Annotated in this window: 14 protein-coding genes; 9 read left to right on the forward strand and 5 right to left on the reverse strand. The window is 50.5% G+C overall.

Annotation, left to right across the window (positions count from 1 at the left end; translation table 11 throughout):
• Position 1: 1 nt before the first annotated feature.
• The 3 genes from BZG74_RS03885 to BZG74_RS03895 form a co-directional block, all read right to left on the reverse strand.
• A complete protein-coding gene (locus BZG74_RS03885) occupies positions 2 to 2,005 on the reverse strand; it encodes a DNA topoisomerase III (RefSeq protein ID WP_077771428.1) in 2,004 nt (667 codons plus the stop codon).
• A gap of 112 nt (positions 2,006 to 2,117) precedes the next feature.
• Positions 2,118 to 2,666 (reverse strand): NAD(P)H nitroreductase, encoded by a 549-nt coding sequence (locus BZG74_RS03890; RefSeq protein WP_077771429.1) that lies wholly within the window; start codon positions 2,664 to 2,666, stop codon positions 2,118 to 2,120.
• Between the two features lie 94 nt (positions 2,667 to 2,760).
• Positions 2,761 to 4,773: an NADPH-dependent 2,4-dienoyl-CoA reductase gene (locus BZG74_RS03895; RefSeq protein WP_077771430.1), complete on the reverse strand. Its 2,013-nt coding sequence runs from the start codon at positions 4,771 to 4,773 to the stop codon at positions 2,761 to 2,763.
• Positions 4,774 to 4,989: 216 nt separating this feature from the next.
• Here BZG74_RS03895 and sppA point away from each other — a divergent pair, with 216 nt between their 5' ends.
• The 3 genes from sppA to BZG74_RS03910 all read left to right on the forward strand — a co-directional run bounded on the left by sppA (position 4,990) and on the right by BZG74_RS03910 (position 8,824).
• Positions 4,990 to 6,876 (forward strand): signal peptide peptidase SppA, encoded by a 1,887-nt coding sequence (sppA, locus tag BZG74_RS03900; RefSeq protein WP_077771431.1) that lies wholly within the window; start codon positions 4,990 to 4,992, stop codon positions 6,874 to 6,876.
• A 131-nt stretch (positions 6,877 to 7,007) separates the two neighbouring features.
• Positions 7,008 to 8,021 carry an asparaginase gene (ansA, locus tag BZG74_RS03905; protein WP_077771592.1) on the forward strand — a complete coding sequence of 338 codons (1,014 nt, stop codon included), beginning with the start codon at positions 7,008 to 7,010 and terminating at the stop codon, positions 8,019 to 8,021.
• A 119-nt stretch (positions 8,022 to 8,140) separates the two neighbouring features.
• On the forward strand, positions 8,141 to 8,824 hold the full coding sequence (locus BZG74_RS03910) for a glutathione S-transferase family protein (protein WP_077771432.1): 684 nt from the start codon (positions 8,141 to 8,143) through the stop codon (positions 8,822 to 8,824).
• Positions 8,825 to 8,859: 35 nt separating this feature from the next.
• Here the strand turns inward: BZG74_RS03910 and BZG74_RS03915 are convergent, their stop codons facing one another.
• A complete protein-coding gene (locus tag BZG74_RS03915; RefSeq protein WP_077771433.1) occupies positions 8,860 to 9,156 on the reverse strand; it encodes a YeaC family protein in 297 nt (98 codons plus the stop codon).
• Positions 9,157 to 9,309: 153 nt separating this feature from the next.
• Here BZG74_RS03915 and BZG74_RS03920 point away from each other — a divergent pair, with 153 nt between their 5' ends.
• The 3 genes from BZG74_RS03920 (at position 9,310) to BZG74_RS03930 (ending at position 12,555) form a co-directional block, all read left to right on the forward strand.
• On the forward strand, positions 9,310 to 10,176 hold the full coding sequence (locus tag BZG74_RS03920; protein WP_077771434.1) for a DUF2989 domain-containing protein: 867 nt from the start codon (positions 9,310 to 9,312) through the stop codon (positions 10,174 to 10,176).
• Between the two features lie 360 nt (positions 10,177 to 10,536).
• Positions 10,537 to 11,532, forward strand: a complete 996-nt coding sequence (gene gap / locus BZG74_RS03925) for a type I glyceraldehyde-3-phosphate dehydrogenase (protein WP_077771435.1) — start codon at positions 10,537 to 10,539, stop codon at positions 11,530 to 11,532.
• 138 nt (positions 11,533 to 11,670) lie between these two features.
• A complete protein-coding gene (locus BZG74_RS03930; protein ID WP_077771436.1) occupies positions 11,671 to 12,555 on the forward strand; it encodes a D-hexose-6-phosphate mutarotase in 885 nt (294 codons plus the stop codon).
• A 52-nt stretch (positions 12,556 to 12,607) separates the two neighbouring features.
• Here the strand turns inward: BZG74_RS03930 and BZG74_RS03935 are convergent, their stop codons facing one another.
• The gene (locus tag BZG74_RS03935) at positions 12,608 to 13,366 is read right to left on the reverse strand and encodes a MipA/OmpV family protein (protein ID WP_077771437.1); all 759 of its coding nucleotides are present in this window, start codon (positions 13,364 to 13,366) and stop codon (positions 12,608 to 12,610) included.
• 276 nt (positions 13,367 to 13,642) lie between these two features.
• Between BZG74_RS03935 and BZG74_RS03940 the strand changes: the two genes are divergently transcribed.
• Genes BZG74_RS03940 through BZG74_RS03950 form a run of 3 tightly spaced genes read left to right on the forward strand, consistent with a single transcriptional unit; the run spans position 13,643 to position 18,474 of the window.
• Positions 13,643 to 15,577, forward strand: a complete 1,935-nt coding sequence (locus BZG74_RS03940) for a PrkA family serine protein kinase (RefSeq protein WP_077771438.1) — start codon at positions 13,643 to 13,645, stop codon at positions 15,575 to 15,577.
• A gap of 33 nt (positions 15,578 to 15,610) precedes the next feature.
• Positions 15,611 to 16,885 carry a YeaH/YhbH family protein gene (locus BZG74_RS03945; protein ID WP_077771439.1) on the forward strand — a complete coding sequence of 425 codons (1,275 nt, stop codon included), beginning with the start codon at positions 15,611 to 15,613 and terminating at the stop codon, positions 16,883 to 16,885.
• Positions 16,886 to 16,926: 41 nt separating this feature from the next.
• Positions 16,927 to 18,474 (forward strand): SpoVR family protein, encoded by a 1,548-nt coding sequence (locus BZG74_RS03950; protein ID WP_077771440.1) that lies wholly within the window; start codon positions 16,927 to 16,929, stop codon positions 18,472 to 18,474.
• The last annotated feature ends 37 nt before the right edge of the window (positions 18,475 to 18,511 follow it).

Below are 18,511 nucleotides of genomic sequence, written 5' to 3' on the forward strand. Positions count from 1 at the left end.
ATTATTTTGCGGTTTTGCGTCTCGCTTTCGTGGTACGCGTTGATGTCGCGGTTGACGTTGGATTAGCCGCCGGCTTTGCTTTCGCTGTCCGCTTTCGGTATCCGGACGTGCTCCGCCCTTTACGTGCGAACGATTTAGTAGGGGCGGCGGGCAAATCGCTTAACGACGCCGGCGGTGGCGATGTCTTCACGGTTTCAATTAAGCCTGTCACTTGTGCCGTTAACCCTTGCATAAAGGGATGATAGGCGCACTGACGATCCGCCATATCTTGCAGTTGTCGCTCCCAATCCGCGGTCATATCTGGATAGGTGGCACTGTCTGGCAACGCCGCGATGAGCCCTTTACCACTGGCGCTGGCGTGCAATGTTTTCCCTTGTCGCGTTAATAAGCCACGTTTCACCAATAACTCAATGATACCGGCACGGGTTGCTTCGGTGCCTAAACCGTCGGTCTCACGCAATATCTCTTTCAACGCTTTGTTTTGCACGTAGCGACCAATCCCGGTCATTGCCTGCAACAAGGTAGATTCCGTAAACGCTGCCGGCGGCTCTGTCATACAGTCTTTTATATCGCCTCGCTCACACCGTCTTTGCTCGCCCTTTTCCATTAGCGGCAGCGGGGCTGCGTCGCTGTCTGCGGTGTTATTTGTCGGCAACAAAGCACGCCAGCCAGCGTGTGTCAGCACCTTCCCTTTAGCAATAAAACATCCGCCTGCGATATCAAAGATGAGCTTCCCTTCCGCGTACTCAGCGGCCGGGTAAAACTGCATCACGTATTGGCGCGCGATGAGCTGATAGATCTTGGCTTCATCGGCTGACAAGCTTGCTGGTGCAACTTTTGCCGTGGGAATAATTGCATGGTGAGCCCCTACTTTACTGTCGTTCCATGCCTTCCCTTTACGCTTGGTGTCAGCCCCCTCACATGCTTGGCCAAGCGCCTCACAACCTTGCTTAATGGCACCGAGTATCTTATTCGCCTCGGCGAAATGGCCTTTGGGCAAATAGCGACAGTCTGAGCGTGGGTAAGTGATCAGTTTGTGGCGTTCGTAAAGCTGCTGGCACACATCCAGTGCTTTTTGTGCACTAAAACCAAATCGCTTTGAGGCATCAATTTGCAGTGCGGACAAGTTGTACGGTAACGGCGCGGCCTGTTTGCGTTGTTGACGCTCCGCTTCAGTGACGGTCGCTGTTTGTCCTGCGATGCGTTGTGCGACGTTTTCTGCCAAGGGGCGAGACAGCACGCGACCCTGTTCATCTTGCCACTTTGCGCACGCTTCACTGGGCTGCCAGCGTGCCCGTATCTCACCTTCTGGATAGGCAATGATTGCATCTAATTGAAAGTACGGGTGTGGCACAAAGCTGTCTATTGCCTGATCACGGCGCACCACCAGCCCTAACACTGGCGTTTGCACGCGTCCGACCGACAACACCCCTTGGTAGCCAGCCTGTTTGCCCAATAACGTATAAGCACGGGACAGGTTCATGCCATACAGCCAATCAGCTCTCGAACGCGCCAACGCGGACACCGAAAGAGGCATGTATGCTTTGTTATCTTGCAGTTGCGCAAGGGCTTTCTTCACCGCAGAGAGGTTTAAATCACTGATTAAAAGGCGCTTAATGTTGGCTTTTTTATTGGCACTGACCTTTGCGTAGTCAATCACTTCATCAACCAGTAACTGCCCCTCTCGATCGGGGTCGCCTGCATGAACCAGTTGGTCAAATTGCTTGATCAGTTTTTTGACAACAGCAAGTTGCCCGGCTGCCGCTTTGCGGGGACGAAGTTGCCATTGCTCAGGTACGATAGGCAGATCGGCAAGATCCCATTTTTTATAACGGCTGTCATAGGCGTCCGGCTCAACCTGCTCGAGCAAATGGCCGATACACCAAGTCACCACGTCGCCTTGTGCGGTCTCGATGTAGCCTTTTTGGTTTTTATGCGGTTTAGGCAGCCCTGCCGCAATTGCGCGCCCAAGGCTGGGTTTTTCCGCTATGAATAATCGTGCCATGACAAAGCCTTTTTACTGTCTCTGGCGCATGGTATGCAAAGGCCGATCGAGGCGCAATAAAAAACCTGTACATATGCACAGGTTTTTCGAGGTGAACGCGATTTATCCTAATTTACAGGTAGGTCACAAACTTACTGGTATCTCGCTTCGGAGCATTGGCTGGGGCGCAATCAGGCGTCCCTAAGTACAAAAAGCCCACAATCTGATCGTCACCTTCTACCGACAGTGCTTCACGCACTGCAGGGTGATAGGCAAATGCCCCCGTACGCCAAAATCCTTGGAAGCCTTGTGCCACCGCTGCCATCTGCATCGCTTGCGTGGCGCAACCCGCAGAGATATGTTGCTCAATGGTTGGTACCTTATCGTGCGGACGCGTGCGCGCAATCACTGCCACCACCATAGGCGCTCGAAACGGGGCGTTACGCGCTTTTTCAATCGCCGCCTCATCCGCGCCATTTGTTTGTGCGGCCTCAGCAAGAATGGTGGAAAGCCGGGTAAGGCCCTCACCTTCGCAGATCACAAATTGCCACGGTGTTAACGCGCCGTGGTCAGGGGCGCGTAAGCCTGCTTGAATAATGTTTTCAAGCGCCTCGCCACTCGGGGCAGGCGCGGCGAGACGCGGTATCGAGCGGCGCTGTAAGAGCAAATCAAGTGCATCCATGACTTATCCTTTTTACCGTTAAACGGCCATGTATAGTTTATTTACCACAGGTTAACACAGCCGTGAACGGATAAAATCGTGCAAATCGTATGGGTTAAAGCGCCAACGCCGTTTCAATCCCTTGGCGGATCGCTCGCTTCGCATCCAACTCGCCAGCATGCTCTGCCCCACCAATTAAGTGATATGACAAATTGGCTTCTTTCAACTGCTCAGCGAGCTGGTTGACGGACTCTTGCCCAGCACACAAGATAATTTCAGTGGCAGGAATCAAGTGCGCCTCATCTTTGATACTGACGTGCAGCCCCTCATCATCAATTTTGTGATACGTCACGCCACCACAAAGGTTCACACCACGTTTTTGCAAGGTTTTACGATGGATCCAACCGGTGGTTTTACCCGGCCCTTTGCCAACTCGGCCCTCGCGGCGCTGTAGCACCCACACCTGCTTATCGCTGTGACTATCGTGACCAGGATACAAGCCGCCTTCGTGGCTTATGGTTTTATCGATGCCCCATTCATTTAGCCAATCATCCAGGCTTTGATCCTTGGGCTCGGTGATCATGGTGGCAACATCGACCCCAATGCCTCCTGCGCCAATGATGGCAACATGGCTGCCAAGGGCTGGCTTCTCGCGAATAAAGGTTTGGTAGTCAATCACCTTTGGATGCTCGATACCTTCAATGGCAGGACGACGTGGTTTGACCCCTGTTGCCACGACAACCTCATCAAATGCACGCAGTGTATCCACATCCACTGTTTGATTGAATTTGACCGTCACCCCCGCTTTTTCCAACCTTCGAAGGTAATAGCGAATCGTTTCTTTAAACTCTTCTTTTCCTGGAATCGTCATCGCCAAATTAAATTGCCCGCCTAGACGATCCGACTTTTCGAATAAGGTGACATCGTGGCCACGCTCGGCCGCTTCAGTGGCACAGCTAATCCCCGCCATTCCCCCACCTATGACGGCTACTTGTTTAACTTGCCGGACAGGCGTGGCGATCAGTTCGGTTTCATAACAGGCTTTCGGGTTCACCAAGCAACTTGCCCGTTTTCCTTTAAACACGTGATCAAGACAGGCTTGGTTACAAGCAATACAGGTATTAATATCATCCGGCTGCCCCGCCTTAGCTTTGGCAACAAACTCAGCATCAGCCAAAAATGGTCGCGCCATCGACACCATGTCCGCTTGCCCGCTTGCCAAAATCGACTCGGCGACCTCCGGCGTGTTAATTCGGTTGCAAGTGACCAGGGGCACCGATACCTCACCTTTTAGTTTTTCCGTCACCCAGCTAAATGCACCGCGCGGCACCTGGGTGGCGATAGTAGGAATACGAGCTTCATGCCAGCCGATGCCTGTATTAATGATGGTGACGCCGGCTTGTTCAAGGCCCTTCGCTAAAGCAATCACATCCTCGAACGTGTTGCCTTGTTCAACCAAGTCCAGCATCGATAGGCGGAATATCACAATAAAGTCATCGCCAGCAGCCTGACGAACCGCGCGCATGACTTCAACGGCAAAGCGCATGCGATTTTCAACCGCCCCGCCCCATTGGTCATACCGGCGGTTAGCACGATGACAGAAAAACTGATTAATGAGATAACCTTCCGATCCCATAATCTCAACGCCATCATAACCCGCTTCACGGGCGAGTGCGGCACTGCGACCAAAGGCTTTAATGGTTCGCCAAATTGCCCGCTCGCTCATTTCAAACGGTGTAAACTTGCTGATAGGTGCACGAATGGCAGAGGCACTTTGCGCGAAAGGGTGAAAGGCATAACGCCCTGCATGTAATAATTGCAATGCGATTTTACCACCATGGGCATGGACGGCTTCAGTTATCGCCCGATGGGCGCGTGCAGCGCGTCCCGAACTAAATTGAGCACTAAACGGCGTTAAACGCCCGCGGAAGTTGGGTGAGAACCCGCCGGTTACAATCAGCCCTACATCGCCCTTCGCTCGTTCTGCGTAAAAAGCCGCCAGTTTTTTAAAACCATCGTTCGCTTCTTCAAGTCCAGTATGCATCGAGCCCATCAGTACGCGATTTTTTAGGGTGGTGAACCCCAGATCGAGTGGGGCTAGCATGTTGGGATAAGGGTGCTGTTCCATCGCTTGCTCACTTATTATTTGTGGTCTGACCAGACTATAGCCTTGTTGCACACGTGATTTCAAACATTCGTTTACAATCTGGCAACATGGTGTCGCGATTTATGATCTGGGTAGGACTTTCACCCAGTAATACTGGTTATCCACAACCGTTTAGCACCTATCGCTCTTGGCTCTTATCAGCTAGGATATCAACGACATGCACCGATGGACTCAAGTATGAAAAAACTGTTCCGCTTTATTGCATCCCTTTTTAAATGGCTGTGGCGTGCGCTAAGTTTCGCACGGCAGCTTTTGTTGAACGTCATTTTTATCGGCGTCATCGTCGCCATCTACTTGGCGATCACATCAGATACACCCTTGACGCCAAAGGACGCTGAGTCGGTCAAGGTCGCTCAATCTGAGCCCGAACCACGTGCCCTTTTACTCAATATTGACGGTCCGATTGTCGAGCAGCGTCAGCGACTTAGCCCAATTGATACCTTATCACGCAACGCGCTAGGCCAGCCGATTGAAACAGAAAATGTGCTGTTTGATATCGTCGACACCGTGCGCCATGCCGCCTCCGACGAGCAAATCAACGGCCTGGTATTAAGCTTGGGTGATATGCCGTCTACCAGCTTGACCAAGCTGAGGTATATCGCCAAAGCCATCAATACCTTTAAAGAGAGCGGCAAACCCGTCATCGCCATCGGCGGAACCTATAGCCAAAGCCAATACTATTTAGCCAGCTATGCCGATGAAGTGTTGATGTCACCAGATGGCATGGTGATGCTGCAAGGCTACGGCAGCTATAACCTGTATTGGAAAGATCTGCTCGATAAGTTGGATGTCTCTACCCATGTGTTCCGCGTGGGAACGTATAAATCGTTTGTCGAGCCTTATACGCGTAATAATATGTCTGATGCTGCCCGCGAGGCGAATCAAGCTTGGCTCTCTCAGCTGTGGGACGCGTATGTCGGTGATGTCGCCGAGAACCGCGGCATCCAAGCGGATATGCTCTCGCCTAGTGCTGAGCAATTGCTCACACGATTACGCCGCTTCGAGGGGGACTTCGCCGCGTTGTCTAAAGATGTGGGGATCGTCGATCAGTTAATGACGCGCCAGCAAATCCGTCGCTATCTCGCTGAAAAATTCGGGAGCGATGGCAAAGACAGCTTTGAGTACACAGGTTATTACGATTACCTGCCGAAGATACAAAATAGCTTTAGCTTGCCGGGCGACAATAACATTGCTGTCGTCGTCGCCAGCGGCCCCATCATGGACGGGCAACAACGTCCGGGTACGGTGGGTGGTGATACCACTGCGGCCTTACTTCGCGATGCACGCCTAGACCGCAGTGTTAAAGCTGTGGTGCTACGTGTTGATAGCCCGGGTGGCAGCGCTTTCGCCTCTGAAGTGATTCGCAATGAAGTGGATGCATTGCGAGAGGCCGGCAAACCTGTGGTGGTGTCGATGTCGAGCGTGGCCGCCTCGGGTGGGTATTGGCTATCAGCCAGCGCCGACCAAATCATTGCTCAACCTACCACGATCACCGGCTCCATTGGCATCTTTAGCCTGTTCACCACCTTTGAGAACACGCTCGATGATTTGGGTGTTCAGTCGGATGGTGTGGGCACCACGCCGTTTGCCGGTGTGGGGCTGACTCGCGCGCTCCCTGACGAGGTAGGAGACATCATGCAACTCGGCATCGAGCACGGTTACCACCGCTTCCTCTCCGTTGTCAGCAACCACCGTAACATGTCGATGGAACAAGCCGATCAGGTCGCGCAAGGCCGCGTTTGGACGGGACAAGACGCATTGAATCTCGGCTTAGTAGATAAGTTGGGTGACTTTGACGATGCGGTATCAACCGCTGCCGAGCTCGCTGGCATTGAGGACTACCAGCTCGATTGGATGCAACAGCCACTCACTCCCTTTGAGCAGTTTATTAACGACATGCTCGGACAAAGTGCGAGCGTGCTTGGCAAAACGGTCCAGGCGAATATGCCATCGATAGCTCAACAACTGGCGTCCTCACCACAGTGGCAGTCACTGACCTTATTGGAGAAATTCAATGACCCTCAAGGCCGTTACTTGTTCTGTTTGAACTGTCAATACCAATAAAATCGACTGGCCCTGACCATACAGTCAGGGCTTTTTCCTGTTTTTCTTCTATTCTGTGTGCCGCTCGGTGTTATCGATGCAACCGTTACATGTATACTGTGCTCACGCTCATTTAATGCAGATTTGACATGATGGAACGTAAACACATTTATATCGCTTACACCGGTGGCACGATCGGTATGCAAAAGTCCGATCATGGGTATGTCCCTGTGTCTGGTTTTCTGCAACAACAGTTGGAGAAAATGCCCGAATTCCATCGTCCAGAAATGCCGCTTTTTACTATTCATGAGTACGAACCACTCATTGATTCATCGGATATGACGCCAACGGATTGGCAACGGATTGCGGACGATATTGGCGAAAATTATCACAAATATGATGGCTTTGTGATCTTACATGGCACCGACACCATGGCTTACACCGCGTCAGCCCTGTCGTTCATGCTTGAAAACTTAGAAAAGCCAGTGATCGTGACCGGCTCGCAAATTCCAATCGCAGAGTTGCGCTCAGACGGGCAAGCCAACCTATTAAATGCACTTCATATTGCGGCCAATTACCCGGTAAATGAAGTCACCTTGTTCTTCAATAACCAGTTATTACGTGGCAATCGCAGTACCAAATCCCATGCCGATGGCTTTAATGCCTTTACCTCGCCCAACCTACCCGCGCTGCTTGAAGCCGGCATTCATATCGAGGTAAAAGCAGACAAGCTCAATCAACCCTCAGCAGGCCCTTTTAAAGTGCATACCATTAATGATCAGCCGGTTGCAGTGATCATGATGTACCCCGGCATCTCACCGGATGTGGTAAGAAACGCACTTAAGCAGCCAGTGAATGCCATGATTTTGTTAACCTTTGGGGTGGGCAACGCGCCCCAACAGCCCGATCTGCTGGACTTGCTTAAACAAGCCACCGACCGAGGTGTTTTGGTGCTTAACTTGACCCAATGTTTGGCAGGACGCGTGAATATGGGCGGTTATGCGACGGGCTGTGCATTAGCAGACGCCGGCGTATTAAGCGGTTACGACATGACCCCTGAGGCGGCGTTGGCCAAGCTTCACTTCTTGCTGAGCCAATCCCTGCCATTTGAGACCCTACGTACCTTGGTACAAAAAGACCTCCGCGGTGAGCTCAGTTATTACTAGCTTGTTACTATTTCACGAATCTTTCAGTGTGTGACGCCGGCAAGGTTGCCGGCGTTTTTATTTGCTAACGTATACGAGAGGGCAATCATACTGTTGGTAGTCATTAAAAGGAGCGCATTATGAGGGTATTACATGGTGACTCGCTGTCGCCCCATACGCGAAAGATCGCACTGGCGCTGAGATTGAAGTATTTAGACTATCAACTCGCCCCCACCTCCCCTTTCGAGGCACACGAGCGAGTTATTCACCACCCGCCCATGCAAACCGTGGTCGCCCTGTCCGATGAGGCGCAAACCATTTACCAAGACACTGTGATTACCGCCTACTTGGATGATGCGTACCCAGATCCACTCCTATATCCAGGTAATGCCGCCTATCGCGCCGAGCTCCGCTGGATTGAATGGTTCTGCCGCTACCAGCTTGACCCGTTAATCACGGATACGCTGTTCTACCAGCGCGTGGTACGTGGCCATATTTTAGACAAAGACGTTGATCACCAAGCCGTGAACCATGCGCTACAAACCTTGCCCGCTTATTGCCATTACTTGGGTGACCGTGTCGAAGCACTGCCTACACAGACGATAACGATCGCCAGTATCAGCATATGGAGTCTCTTCCGTTGCGCCAAAATGGCCGGTTTGGTGCTCGACGATCGGTTTTCAGCACTCAACCAATATCTTGACGCACTCGAGCAACACCCTATGCTCAACAGTTACGCGCAAGAAGAAAACCATCAGCTAACGCCGTTTTTTGCCAGCCCGATCAGTTTAGCCACCACTTCAGTGCTACCCCCTCATCGGTAACACCAAGACGCAAGGACTTGGTTTCGGATTGATGGCTAGTGCTTGGTCTCATCACTTTGTGTGGCGATATCAATCCGAGCTTCATCTGGGCGCGCAAACTCGCGTTTGAGTTCAGCTTTCGACTTCCACGTCACATTGCCGCCTTTCGCGACGGTCATGTGTTGGGGTTGGCTATTGTGACGCGATTGATAAAGCATAACCGCTTGTAACGCTTGGTCACGCTGGGCTTGGTTCAACGTCGTGCCGTCCGGCCATTTGCCCGTCTCTACGGCATAACATAACCGATCATATACTTCAGGCGTCATTGCCTTTAACACTTGTTCAATATCCATGATTACCTCTTGGCGATCCTCATTGGGCTATTATGCCTGAACTTGGTAGGTGGACGGCATGCTTGGTTCAGTGCGCTGTATCACGCTTTAGGCCATCAACTACACTAAAAGATCACGTATACTCATCGCAACTGACTCAGGATACGATAAACCATGGATTTACGATTACTCACGCGTTATTTTTACCCGTTGGGTCTGATTGCGAGCTTACTGCTACTCGCCGGCTGTGAAGGTGAACCCACCACGAATCAAGTCTGCGAAACTCACCCAGAGCTATGTGCAGGACTAAACACCGGTGATGGGCAATGCCGATTTGAACGCTCCGATTTGATTTTCGATCGCTTATCTGTCTATCAAAACCCCAGTGATTTGAATAAGCTTGCCGAGCTTAAACAAACCAAAGTCTACCTGCGCTGTATGGAACTGGTTGCGGAAATAGAGCCCACTACCCTAAAAGAGCGCAAAACCAAGCGTACCGAGGCGGTATATCACGCTTACGACGCCATTGAGCGCTTAGAAGGAGAGCTGAAAGAATCTTACCAACCGCCCGTGATTTACTATCGCTGGTCGCAAGGCGATAACAGTGCGTTACCACAGTTTTTAAAGCTAGAGGGAACACGCCACCTCGAAACGCCACAATTGCAGCTGGGACTTGCCACCTATTATGTGTCACGCAACAAAGCGAAAACGGTGGAGATCCTACTCCATGCGTTAGAACTTTATGACGGTGACAATGACACGGTCCGCAAAGAGGTGATCCCAGAGGCGATAAAATCTCTGGCAACCACTAACCATGCATTGAAACGCTTCGAACATGCTTATTTATGGGCAAAAGTGGGGGAAAGTTACAACCTTCCGATCGCACGCGCTGATCGCCTCGCTCGACTCTATCCATTGACAGAACAGCAGCAAGAGTCGCTACAACGCCTTGCGTTTGAGATCGCGGCCGCCATCGGAGACGGTGAGTTCGAAGCCACCTTGCTACAAGCTATCGATACAGAGACTCAAGCCTCCTCGTAAACAAGTCACCTCAACACTTCCGTGCGGCTCTTGTACCCGCGAGCTGCACGGATAGCGCCACCTTCATTCCTGTCCATCGCTTGTCATACCAGTTTAACTTTCACGATCGCGGTTCTACTTCTACGCTAACAATTACCAGCAGTCGCTCCGTGTTTGTAGCCAACGCTTAAATCGCTCGCGGTTAAAGCGCATACAGACATGGCCGCAAGGGAGCCAAATGTTTAGGCGATGTAAAAAAAATCCGTACTTTTTTTTGACTTTAAACAATTTTGGCTGCGATTACCCTTGCATGGCGGGGTCCTATTCTGTAATTTTACTACCAGTTTCATCTCACTAGAAATTAAGTTGTGGAGCAACATAATGACTATCAAAGTAGGTATTAACGGTTTTGGCCGTATCGGCCGTTTCGTATTCCGTGCATCTGTCGAGCGTAACGACATCGACGTAGTCGCAATCAACGATCTTATCGACGTTGAGTATATGGCTTACATGCTGAAGTACGATTCAACCCACGGTCGCTTCAACGGTACTGTTGAAGTAGAAGGTGGCAACCTAATCGTTAACGGCAAAACTGTACGCGTAACTGCAGAGCGCAACCCAGCAGACCTTAAGTGGGATGAAGCTGGCGTTGACGTTGTTGCAGAAGCAACCGGTATCTTCCTAACTGACGAAACAGCACGTCAACACATCCAAGCGGGTGCGAAGAAAGTTGTTCTAACTGGCCCATCTAAAGACGCAACGCCAATGTTCGTTATGGGTGTTAACCACAACGACTATGCAGGTCAAGACATCGTATCTAACGCTTCTTGCACCACTAACTGCCTGGCGCCAATCGCAAAAGTACTGAACGACAAGTTTGGTGTTGAGTCTGGCCTGATGACCACTGTTCACGCAACCACTGCAACGCAGAAAACCGTTGACGGCCCTTCTGCGAAAGACTGGCGCGGTGGCCGTGGTGCGTCTCAGAACATCATCCCATCTTCAACTGGCGCAGCGAAAGCCGTTGGTAAAGTATTGCCAGAGCTTAATGGCAAACTGACTGGTATGGCGTTCCGCGTACCAACTGCCAACGTTTCTGTTGTTGACCTGACTGTAAACCTTGAAAAAGCAGCGTCTTACGAGCAAATCTGTGCGGCGATGAAAGAAGCGTCTGAAGGTGAGCTGAAAGGTGTTCTAGGTTACACTGAAGATGCAGTTGTTTCTCAAGATTTCATCGGCGAAGTACAAACGTCTGTATTCGATGCTAAAGCAGGTATCGCACTGACTGACAACTTCGTGAAAGTGGTTTCTTGGTACGACAACGAAATCGGCTACTCAAACAAAGTATTGGACTTGGTTGCACACATCGCTAAGTAATGCGCATGTAACCCTATCCAACGTAAAGGCGGCCATTGGCCGCCTTTTGTTTATCAGGCCCCATGACTCGGGGCCTCGCTTTCTGTGAACGTGTCTTCGATAACTGATTAAGGAACACTTACCCAAGAGGATCAGGCTATGACTTCTTCCACTGTGCATGTTGAGCGTCACCTTTCTGCATCTGTCGACTTATGCTACCGCCAGTCCGTTCCTATTTTGCGTGTCTCGCATCCAGCTTGCTCGGCGACCATCAGCTTATTTGGTGGCCACCTCATCACGTTCGCTCCTACGGGCGAAACCTCCCTCACCTGGATGAGTGACAACGCTATCTACGATGCCAAGACGCCACTACGAGGTGGTGTCCCCATTTGCTGGCCATGGTTTGGCAATACGGGACAACCCTCACATGGCTTTGCTCGCCGTCAAATGTGGCAGTTAGCACACATTGAAGAAGCGCCTGCGGGCGTGACTATTCAATTGCAGTTGACAGACTCAGCAAGCTCTCGAGCACTCTGGCCTCATCGCTTCCAGGCGACAGTGACCTTTACGCTTACTCATCACGCCGACATCGCCCTAACCGTGACCAATACAGACCACCACCCTTGGACCATGGGCGGTGCTTTGCACAGTTACCTTGCGGTAGAAGATAGCGAACAAGCTAACGTGGAAGGGCTCGGTTGTCAGTATCTTGATAACTTTGCGGCAGGCAACGCCGTGCCAGCGACGGGAAAAGTGACCTTCGAGGAGCCAGTTGATAGGATTTATACGGGGGCTAACAACACCCTCACCTTAACCGATCCAGTGGGAAACCGCCGTCTCAAGGTCAACAACCAAGGGGCAACCAGCGCCGTCGTCTGGAATCCAGGCCAAGCGGCGTCCATTCAGATGGCGGATATGGACGATAACGGGTACCTCAAGTTTGTCTGTGTTGAAGCGGCGATTGAACAGCCCACACAAGTTGTCCACCCAGGCGAAAGCTACACGTTAGCAACCCAGTTAATGGATGAGCGCCACTCAAGCTAAGTGCGCGTCACAGGCCGCTTTACACCCAAGCGGCCTGTTTTAATGGGTAAAACTACATAAAAATATAGTTTACCCCCAAGTAGCCCGAGGCGGCGGTGGATTGATCCACCATTGGGCTATCGGCAATATCATCATCCAAATTGGTGTAGCGCACACCACCCATGAGCTGAATACGCTCGGTCAGCATAAAATAACCACTGGCACCAATAAAATAATGGCCAGCCGAACCCGGCTCATAAGCGGACAATCCCGACCGTGCCGCTTCGTCTTCGCTGATCCCATACAAATGCTGATTGAGCTCATGACTGTTATAGGAGTAACCCACTTCCGGTGATACGCCCCAGCGAGGATGGTTGAACGCGTATTTCCAACTAGCCTCGCCATAGACTCCGTCTCTGTCATGCGTGACGCCTTCCCCAGCCAGCACCTGGAAACGACCTATCGGAGAATGGTACTGATAAGCTAACGCAGCAACGATGGATGTATCACGTTTATCGAGCTGGCTCAGTTGTGGGTCATCAGTGTCTGCGGGATCAAAGCGACGTGGATCATAAGTAGCAGACAAAACAAGGTTATGGGTCGAGCCTTTCGGCGCCAGTCGCGCGCCCGCAGTCAGGCCACGAAAATAAAAATGGTCGGTATCAACATTGACTGTGGGCACCACTAGCGGGTCGGTATCCGTGTCTTTATAAACCTGAGGTGAAAATGCGCCTATCACACCAGCAGAAACACGCGTTTCAGCGTAAGCACTGCTGGTGGTTAGCATGAGGGCGCAAGCGACCCAAGCCGTTTCTCTCGCTATGTTCATCATCTATTCCCTTCTTGTTTGACGGCTGGCAACCGTCAGCCTAATCGCCCTAACTGGTAAAACTATCACTGTTAGCATACCTCACTAGCTTGAACGCCAGCTGTCAATATCTTGACAAGACAAGTGTACGGATACGGCAACAAAAATTATCGAAAAAACAAACAATTCTTTCACGCAAAATCGGCAAATCAGGTCTAACCTTATTACAAGGAAAGGGACTATTCAGCCAATTTTGCACCTTTTCTTTTTGAGTTATTAGACGATTTAGGGGGCAGGACCATGACTATTTTCGATCACTATCGTCAGCGTTACGAAGAAGCGAAAGACGAGGAAATGAGCCTTCAAGAATTCTTGGATCTGTGCCGAGAGGATCGCGGCGCTTATGCCAATGCGGCAGAGCGTTTGCTGATGGCCATTGGCGAGCCAGAAAAGATTGATACCTCGCTTGATCCTCGACTCAGCCGTATTTTCTCCAACCGAGTGATTTCCCGCTATAAGACCTTTGAAGACTTTTATGGCATGGAAGACTCGATTGAGCAAATCGTCTCTTATCTCAAGCACGCTGCCCAAGGCTTGGAAGAGCGTAAACAAATTCTCTATTTACTGGGCCCGGTCGGGGGCGGTAAGTCGTCCTTGGCTGAAAAGCTGAAGAGCTTGATGCAGCAAATGCCTATCTACGTGCTGACGGCAAACGGCGAACGTAGTCCAGTGAACGATCACCCATTTTGTCTATTTGATGCCGAGGAAGACGGCCATCTACTCGAGAAAGAGTACGATATCCCCAACCGTTATATTCGCCATATTATGTCACCTTGGGCGGCGAAGCGGTTAAAAGAGTTTGGTGGCGATATTAGCCAGTTTAAAGTAGTGAAATTGCGCCCATCGATTCTCAACCAAGTCGGGGTGGCAAAAACTGAACCTGGGGATGAGAATAACCAAGACATCTCGTCACTGGTGGGTAAAGTTGATATCCGTCAGCTCGAACACTATTCACAAGACGATCCTGATGCCTACTCTTACTCCGGTGCGCTTTGTCGCGCTAACCAAGGGATGATGGAGTTTGTGGAGATGTTTAAGGCCCCTATCAAAGTGCTCCACCCACTGTTGACCGCCACCCAAGAAGGTAACTATAACGGCACCGAGGGCCTGTCAGCACTGCCGTTTGATGGCATCATTCTCGCGCACTCCAATGAGTCTGAGTGGCAATCGTTCCGCAACAACAAAAACAACGAGGCCTTCCTTGACCGTGTCTATATCGTCAAAGTGCCCTATTGCTTGCGCGTGTCGGACGAAATTCGAATCTACAATAAGCTGCTGTCTTCCAGTGAGCTACGCCACGCACCTTGTTCGCCCAGCACCTTAGATATTTTGGCGCGCTTCTCGGTGCTATCAAGATTAAAAGACCCTGAAAACTCGAGCATTTATTCAAAAATGCGCGTGTATGATGGCGAAACCTTGAAAGATACGGATCCCAAAGCGAAGTCCTACCAAGAATACCGTGATTTTGCCGGTGTTGATGAAGGCATGGACGGGCTATCAACCCGTTTCGCGTTCAAAATCTTGTCACGGGTGTTTAACTTCGACCATGCGGAAGTCGCCGCGAACCCTGTTCATCTGTTCTACGTATTAGAGCAACAGATTGAGCGAGAGCAGTTCCCGCAAGAAGTCGCTGAACGCTATCTTGAGCATCTTAAAGGCTACCTGATCCCCAAATACATCGAGTTTATCGGTAAAGAGATCCAAACCGCCTATCTCGAATCGTACTCCGAATACGGGCAAAACATTTTTGACCGTTACGTCACCTATGCTGACTTCTGGATCCAAGATCAAGAATTCCGCGATCCAGATACGGGCCAGTTGTTTGACCGTTCAGCACTCAATGCTGAATTGGAAAAAATCGAGAAACCGGCGGGCATCAGTAACCCGAAAGATTTCCGCAACGAAATCGTCAACTTTGTCCTCCGCGCGCGCGCTAATAACGAAGGCAAAAACCCAGCTTGGACCAGCTACGAGAAACTGAAAACCGTCATTGAGAAGAAAATGTTCTCCAATACCGAAGATTTGCTTCCAGTGATTTCCTTCAATACCAAAACCTCGAGCGAAGAGCAGAAAAAACACGACGACTTTGTCGCTCGTATGATGGAAAAAGGCTATACCCGCAAGCAAGTTCGCTTGCTCGCAGAGTGGTATTTGCGCGTGCGTAAATCATCGTAGCCCTCGGGCTGACGCAGATGACGGGAGAGAGATATGGCGCATTTTATTGATCGTCGTCTCAATGGCAAAAATAAAAGCACTGTCAATCGACAGCGCTTTTTACGCCGACACAAACGGCAAATTAAAGAGTCCATTGCTGACGCCGTCAACAACCGCTCGATCACGGATGTCGAAAGTGGAGAGGATATTTCTATCCCTTCTCGCGATATTCGTGAACCGACCTTCCACCAAGGTAAAGGGGGACAGCGTGACGCTGTCCACCCAGGTAACGACCAATTCAGCCCCGGTGACCGTATTGCTCGCCCACCTGGCGGCGAGGGAGGTGGCGGAGCCGGAGAAGGACAAGCCAGTCCTGATGGCGAAGGCCAAGATGAATTCGTCTTTCAAATATCAAAAGACGAGTATTTGGATCTCTTGTTCGAAGATCTTGAGCTTCCGAACCTGAAGAAAAACCAAATGAATAAAATGGTGGAGTACAAAACGCATCGCGCAGGATATACCTCAAATGGGGTGCCCTCGAACATTGCCATTGTACGTTCACTGCAAAACTCACTGGCACGACGCACAGCAATGTCAGCCGGCAAACGCCGAGAACTGGCAGAGCTTGAAGAAGCGCTTGATCGCGTGCGCGAGGCCGAGCCTGCACAACCGCTTGAAGTGAAACGACTCGAAGAAGAAATCACGGTATTGAAGCGCAAAATCGCCGCGGTTCCGTTCATCGATACCTTTGACTTACGGTATAAAAACTACGAAAAGCGGCCACAGCCAAGTAGCCAAGCCGTGATGTTTTGCTTGATGGATGTGTCTGGTTCGATGGACCAAGCGACTAAAGATATCGCCAAACGGTTTTATATCCTGCTTTATCTTTTCCTTACACGCACTTATAAAAACGTGGAAGTAGTCTTTATTCGCCATCACACGCAGGCGAAAGAAGTCGATGAGCACGAGTTTTTTTACTCACAAGAGACGGGCGGCACGATTGTATCCAGCGCTCTGCGCCTAATGGATGAAATCATCAAAGATAGGTATGACCCGACAGAATGGAACGTCTATGCGGCACAAGCCTCGGATGGCGACAATTGGGCCGATGACTCACCCGGTTGCCGAGAGCTACTGCAAAACACTCTGTTGCCGGTCAGCCGCTATTACGCCTATATCGAAATCACCCGCCGCGCGCATCAAACACTGTGGCGTGAATATGAGGCGTTGGCGCAAAGCCATGACAACTTTGCAATGCAAAACATTCGCTCAGCGGAGGAAATTTTCCCCGTGTTTCGCGAATTGTTTAAGCGTCAGGTCGAAGCCTGACGCCATACCGGCATAGACGTATTTTATCAGGGAGACATGGTATGGCTGTCACCAAAGGTAAACGTAACACTCCACTTCATGATGGACCCGATTGGACCTTTGACCTGCTCGAGCAGTATCACAAGGAAATCAAACGAGTCGCAGAACACTACAAGCTGGATACTTATCCAAACCAAATCGAAATCATTGCCGCCGAGCAAATGATGGATGCTTACTCAAGCGTCGGGATGCCCATCAATTACAATCATTGGTCGTTTGGTAAAAAGTTTATCGAGACCGAACGCAACTACAAACACGGGTACATGGGGCTCGCTTACGAGATAGTGATTAACTCCAATCCGTGTATTTCTTATTTGATGGAAGAAAACACCATCACCATGCAAGCGCTGGTGATGGCACATGCCTGTTATGGCCACAATTCCTTTTTCAAAGGCAATTACCTGTTTCAAACTTGGACAGACGCAGGCTCCATTATTGATTACCTGCTGTTTGCAAAAAATTACATCAGTGAATGTGAAGAAAAGTACGGCCTGGCAGAAGTAGAAAACCTGATCGACTCCTGCCATGCGCTGATGAACTATGGGGTCGATCGCTATAAGCGGCCGCAAAAGATCTCTCTTGCTGAAGAAAAAGCACGTCAAAAGGCCCGAGAGGACTACCTGCAGACGCAAGTCAATGAACTCTGGCGTACCATTCCGGGCGGTAAAAAAGAGCAAGAACAAGAGAAGCGTCGCTTCCCTGCCGAGCCACAAGAGAATCTTTTGTACTTTTTTGAAAAGCACTCTCCACTGCTTGAGCCATGGCAGCGAGAAATCGTGCGGATAGTGCGTAAGGTCAGCCAATATTTTTATCCGCAAAAGCAAACCCAGGTCATGAATGAGGGTTGGGCGACATTTTGGCACTACACCATACTCAATCATCTGTATGACGAGGGTTTGGTAACTGACAGCTTCATTATGGAGTTTTTACATAGCCACACCAATGTGGTGGCACAACCGCCTTACAACAGCCAGTTCTATTCCGGCATTAACCCATACGCGCTCGGGTTTGCCATGTTTCAGGACATTCGCCGAATGTGTGAAAACCCCACGGAAGAAGACAAATACTGGTTCCCTGATATCGCGGGAAAAGACTGGTTAGAAACCGTGCATTTTGCCATGGCAAACTTTAAAGATGAGAGCTTTATCAGCCAGTTTCTATCGCCCAAAGTGATGCGAGATATGAAGTTTTTCGCCGTCAATGACGATGACCGACAAAGCTATATTGAAGTGACCAGTATTCACAACGAGCAAGGGTACCGCCAGTTACGTGAAGATCTCTCTGCGCAGTACAATCTCAGTAATCGTGAGCCGAACATTCAAGTGTTTGATGTCGATTTACGCGGTAATCGTTCACTCACGCTTCGCTACGTCCCTCATAACCGGATCCCGCTCGCCAAATCTTATGAAGAGGTACTCAAGCACGTCCACCGACTATGGGGGTTTGAAGTGATCCTTGAAGAGGAAACAAGCGAAGGGAGAGGAAAAATACTGAGCAGCTGCCCCAAACGGCCGCAGTTTGACCCTGACATGCTAATGGGCAGTCACTAAGACACTACTGTGAACCAAACAAAAAGCCGCCATGAAT

The sequence above is a fragment of the Salinivibrio sharmensis genome (assembly GCF_001995985.1).
In the GTDB taxonomy this organism is placed as follows: domain Bacteria; phylum Pseudomonadota; class Gammaproteobacteria; order Enterobacterales; family Vibrionaceae; genus Salinivibrio; species Salinivibrio sharmensis.

Bases quoted from the DNA above. Each gene is read 5' to 3' on its own strand.
- BZG74_RS03885 (WP_077771428.1), bottom strand. From the start codon at position 2,005: ATGGCACGATTATTCATAGCGGAAAAACCCAGCCTTGGGCGCGCAATT.
- BZG74_RS03890 (WP_077771429.1), bottom strand. From the start codon at position 2,666: ATGGATGCACTTGATTTGCTCTTACAGCGCCGCTCGATACCGCGTCTC.
- BZG74_RS03895 (WP_077771430.1), bottom strand. From the start codon at position 4,773: ATGGAACAGCACCCTTATCCCAACATGCTAGCCCCACTCGATCTGGGG.
- sppA (WP_077771431.1), top strand. From the start codon at position 4,990: ATGAAAAAACTGTTCCGCTTTATTGCATCCCTTTTTAAATGGCTGTGG.
- ansA (WP_077771592.1), top strand. From the start codon at position 7,008: ATGGAACGTAAACACATTTATATCGCTTACACCGGTGGCACGATCGGT.
- BZG74_RS03910 (WP_077771432.1), top strand. From the start codon at position 8,141: ATGAGGGTATTACATGGTGACTCGCTGTCGCCCCATACGCGAAAGATC.
- BZG74_RS03915 (WP_077771433.1), bottom strand. From the start codon at position 9,156: ATGGATATTGAACAAGTGTTAAAGGCAATGACGCCTGAAGTATATGAT.
- BZG74_RS03920 (WP_077771434.1), top strand. From the start codon at position 9,310: ATGGATTTACGATTACTCACGCGTTATTTTTACCCGTTGGGTCTGATT.
- gap (WP_077771435.1), top strand. From the start codon at position 10,537: ATGACTATCAAAGTAGGTATTAACGGTTTTGGCCGTATCGGCCGTTTC.
- BZG74_RS03930 (WP_077771436.1), top strand. From the start codon at position 11,671: ATGACTTCTTCCACTGTGCATGTTGAGCGTCACCTTTCTGCATCTGTC.
- BZG74_RS03935 (WP_077771437.1), bottom strand. From the start codon at position 13,366: ATGATGAACATAGCGAGAGAAACGGCTTGGGTCGCTTGCGCCCTCATG.
- BZG74_RS03940 (WP_077771438.1), top strand. From the start codon at position 13,643: ATGACTATTTTCGATCACTATCGTCAGCGTTACGAAGAAGCGAAAGAC.
- BZG74_RS03945 (WP_077771439.1), top strand. From the start codon at position 15,611: ATGGCGCATTTTATTGATCGTCGTCTCAATGGCAAAAATAAAAGCACT.
- BZG74_RS03950 (WP_077771440.1), top strand. From the start codon at position 16,927: ATGGCTGTCACCAAAGGTAAACGTAACACTCCACTTCATGATGGACCC.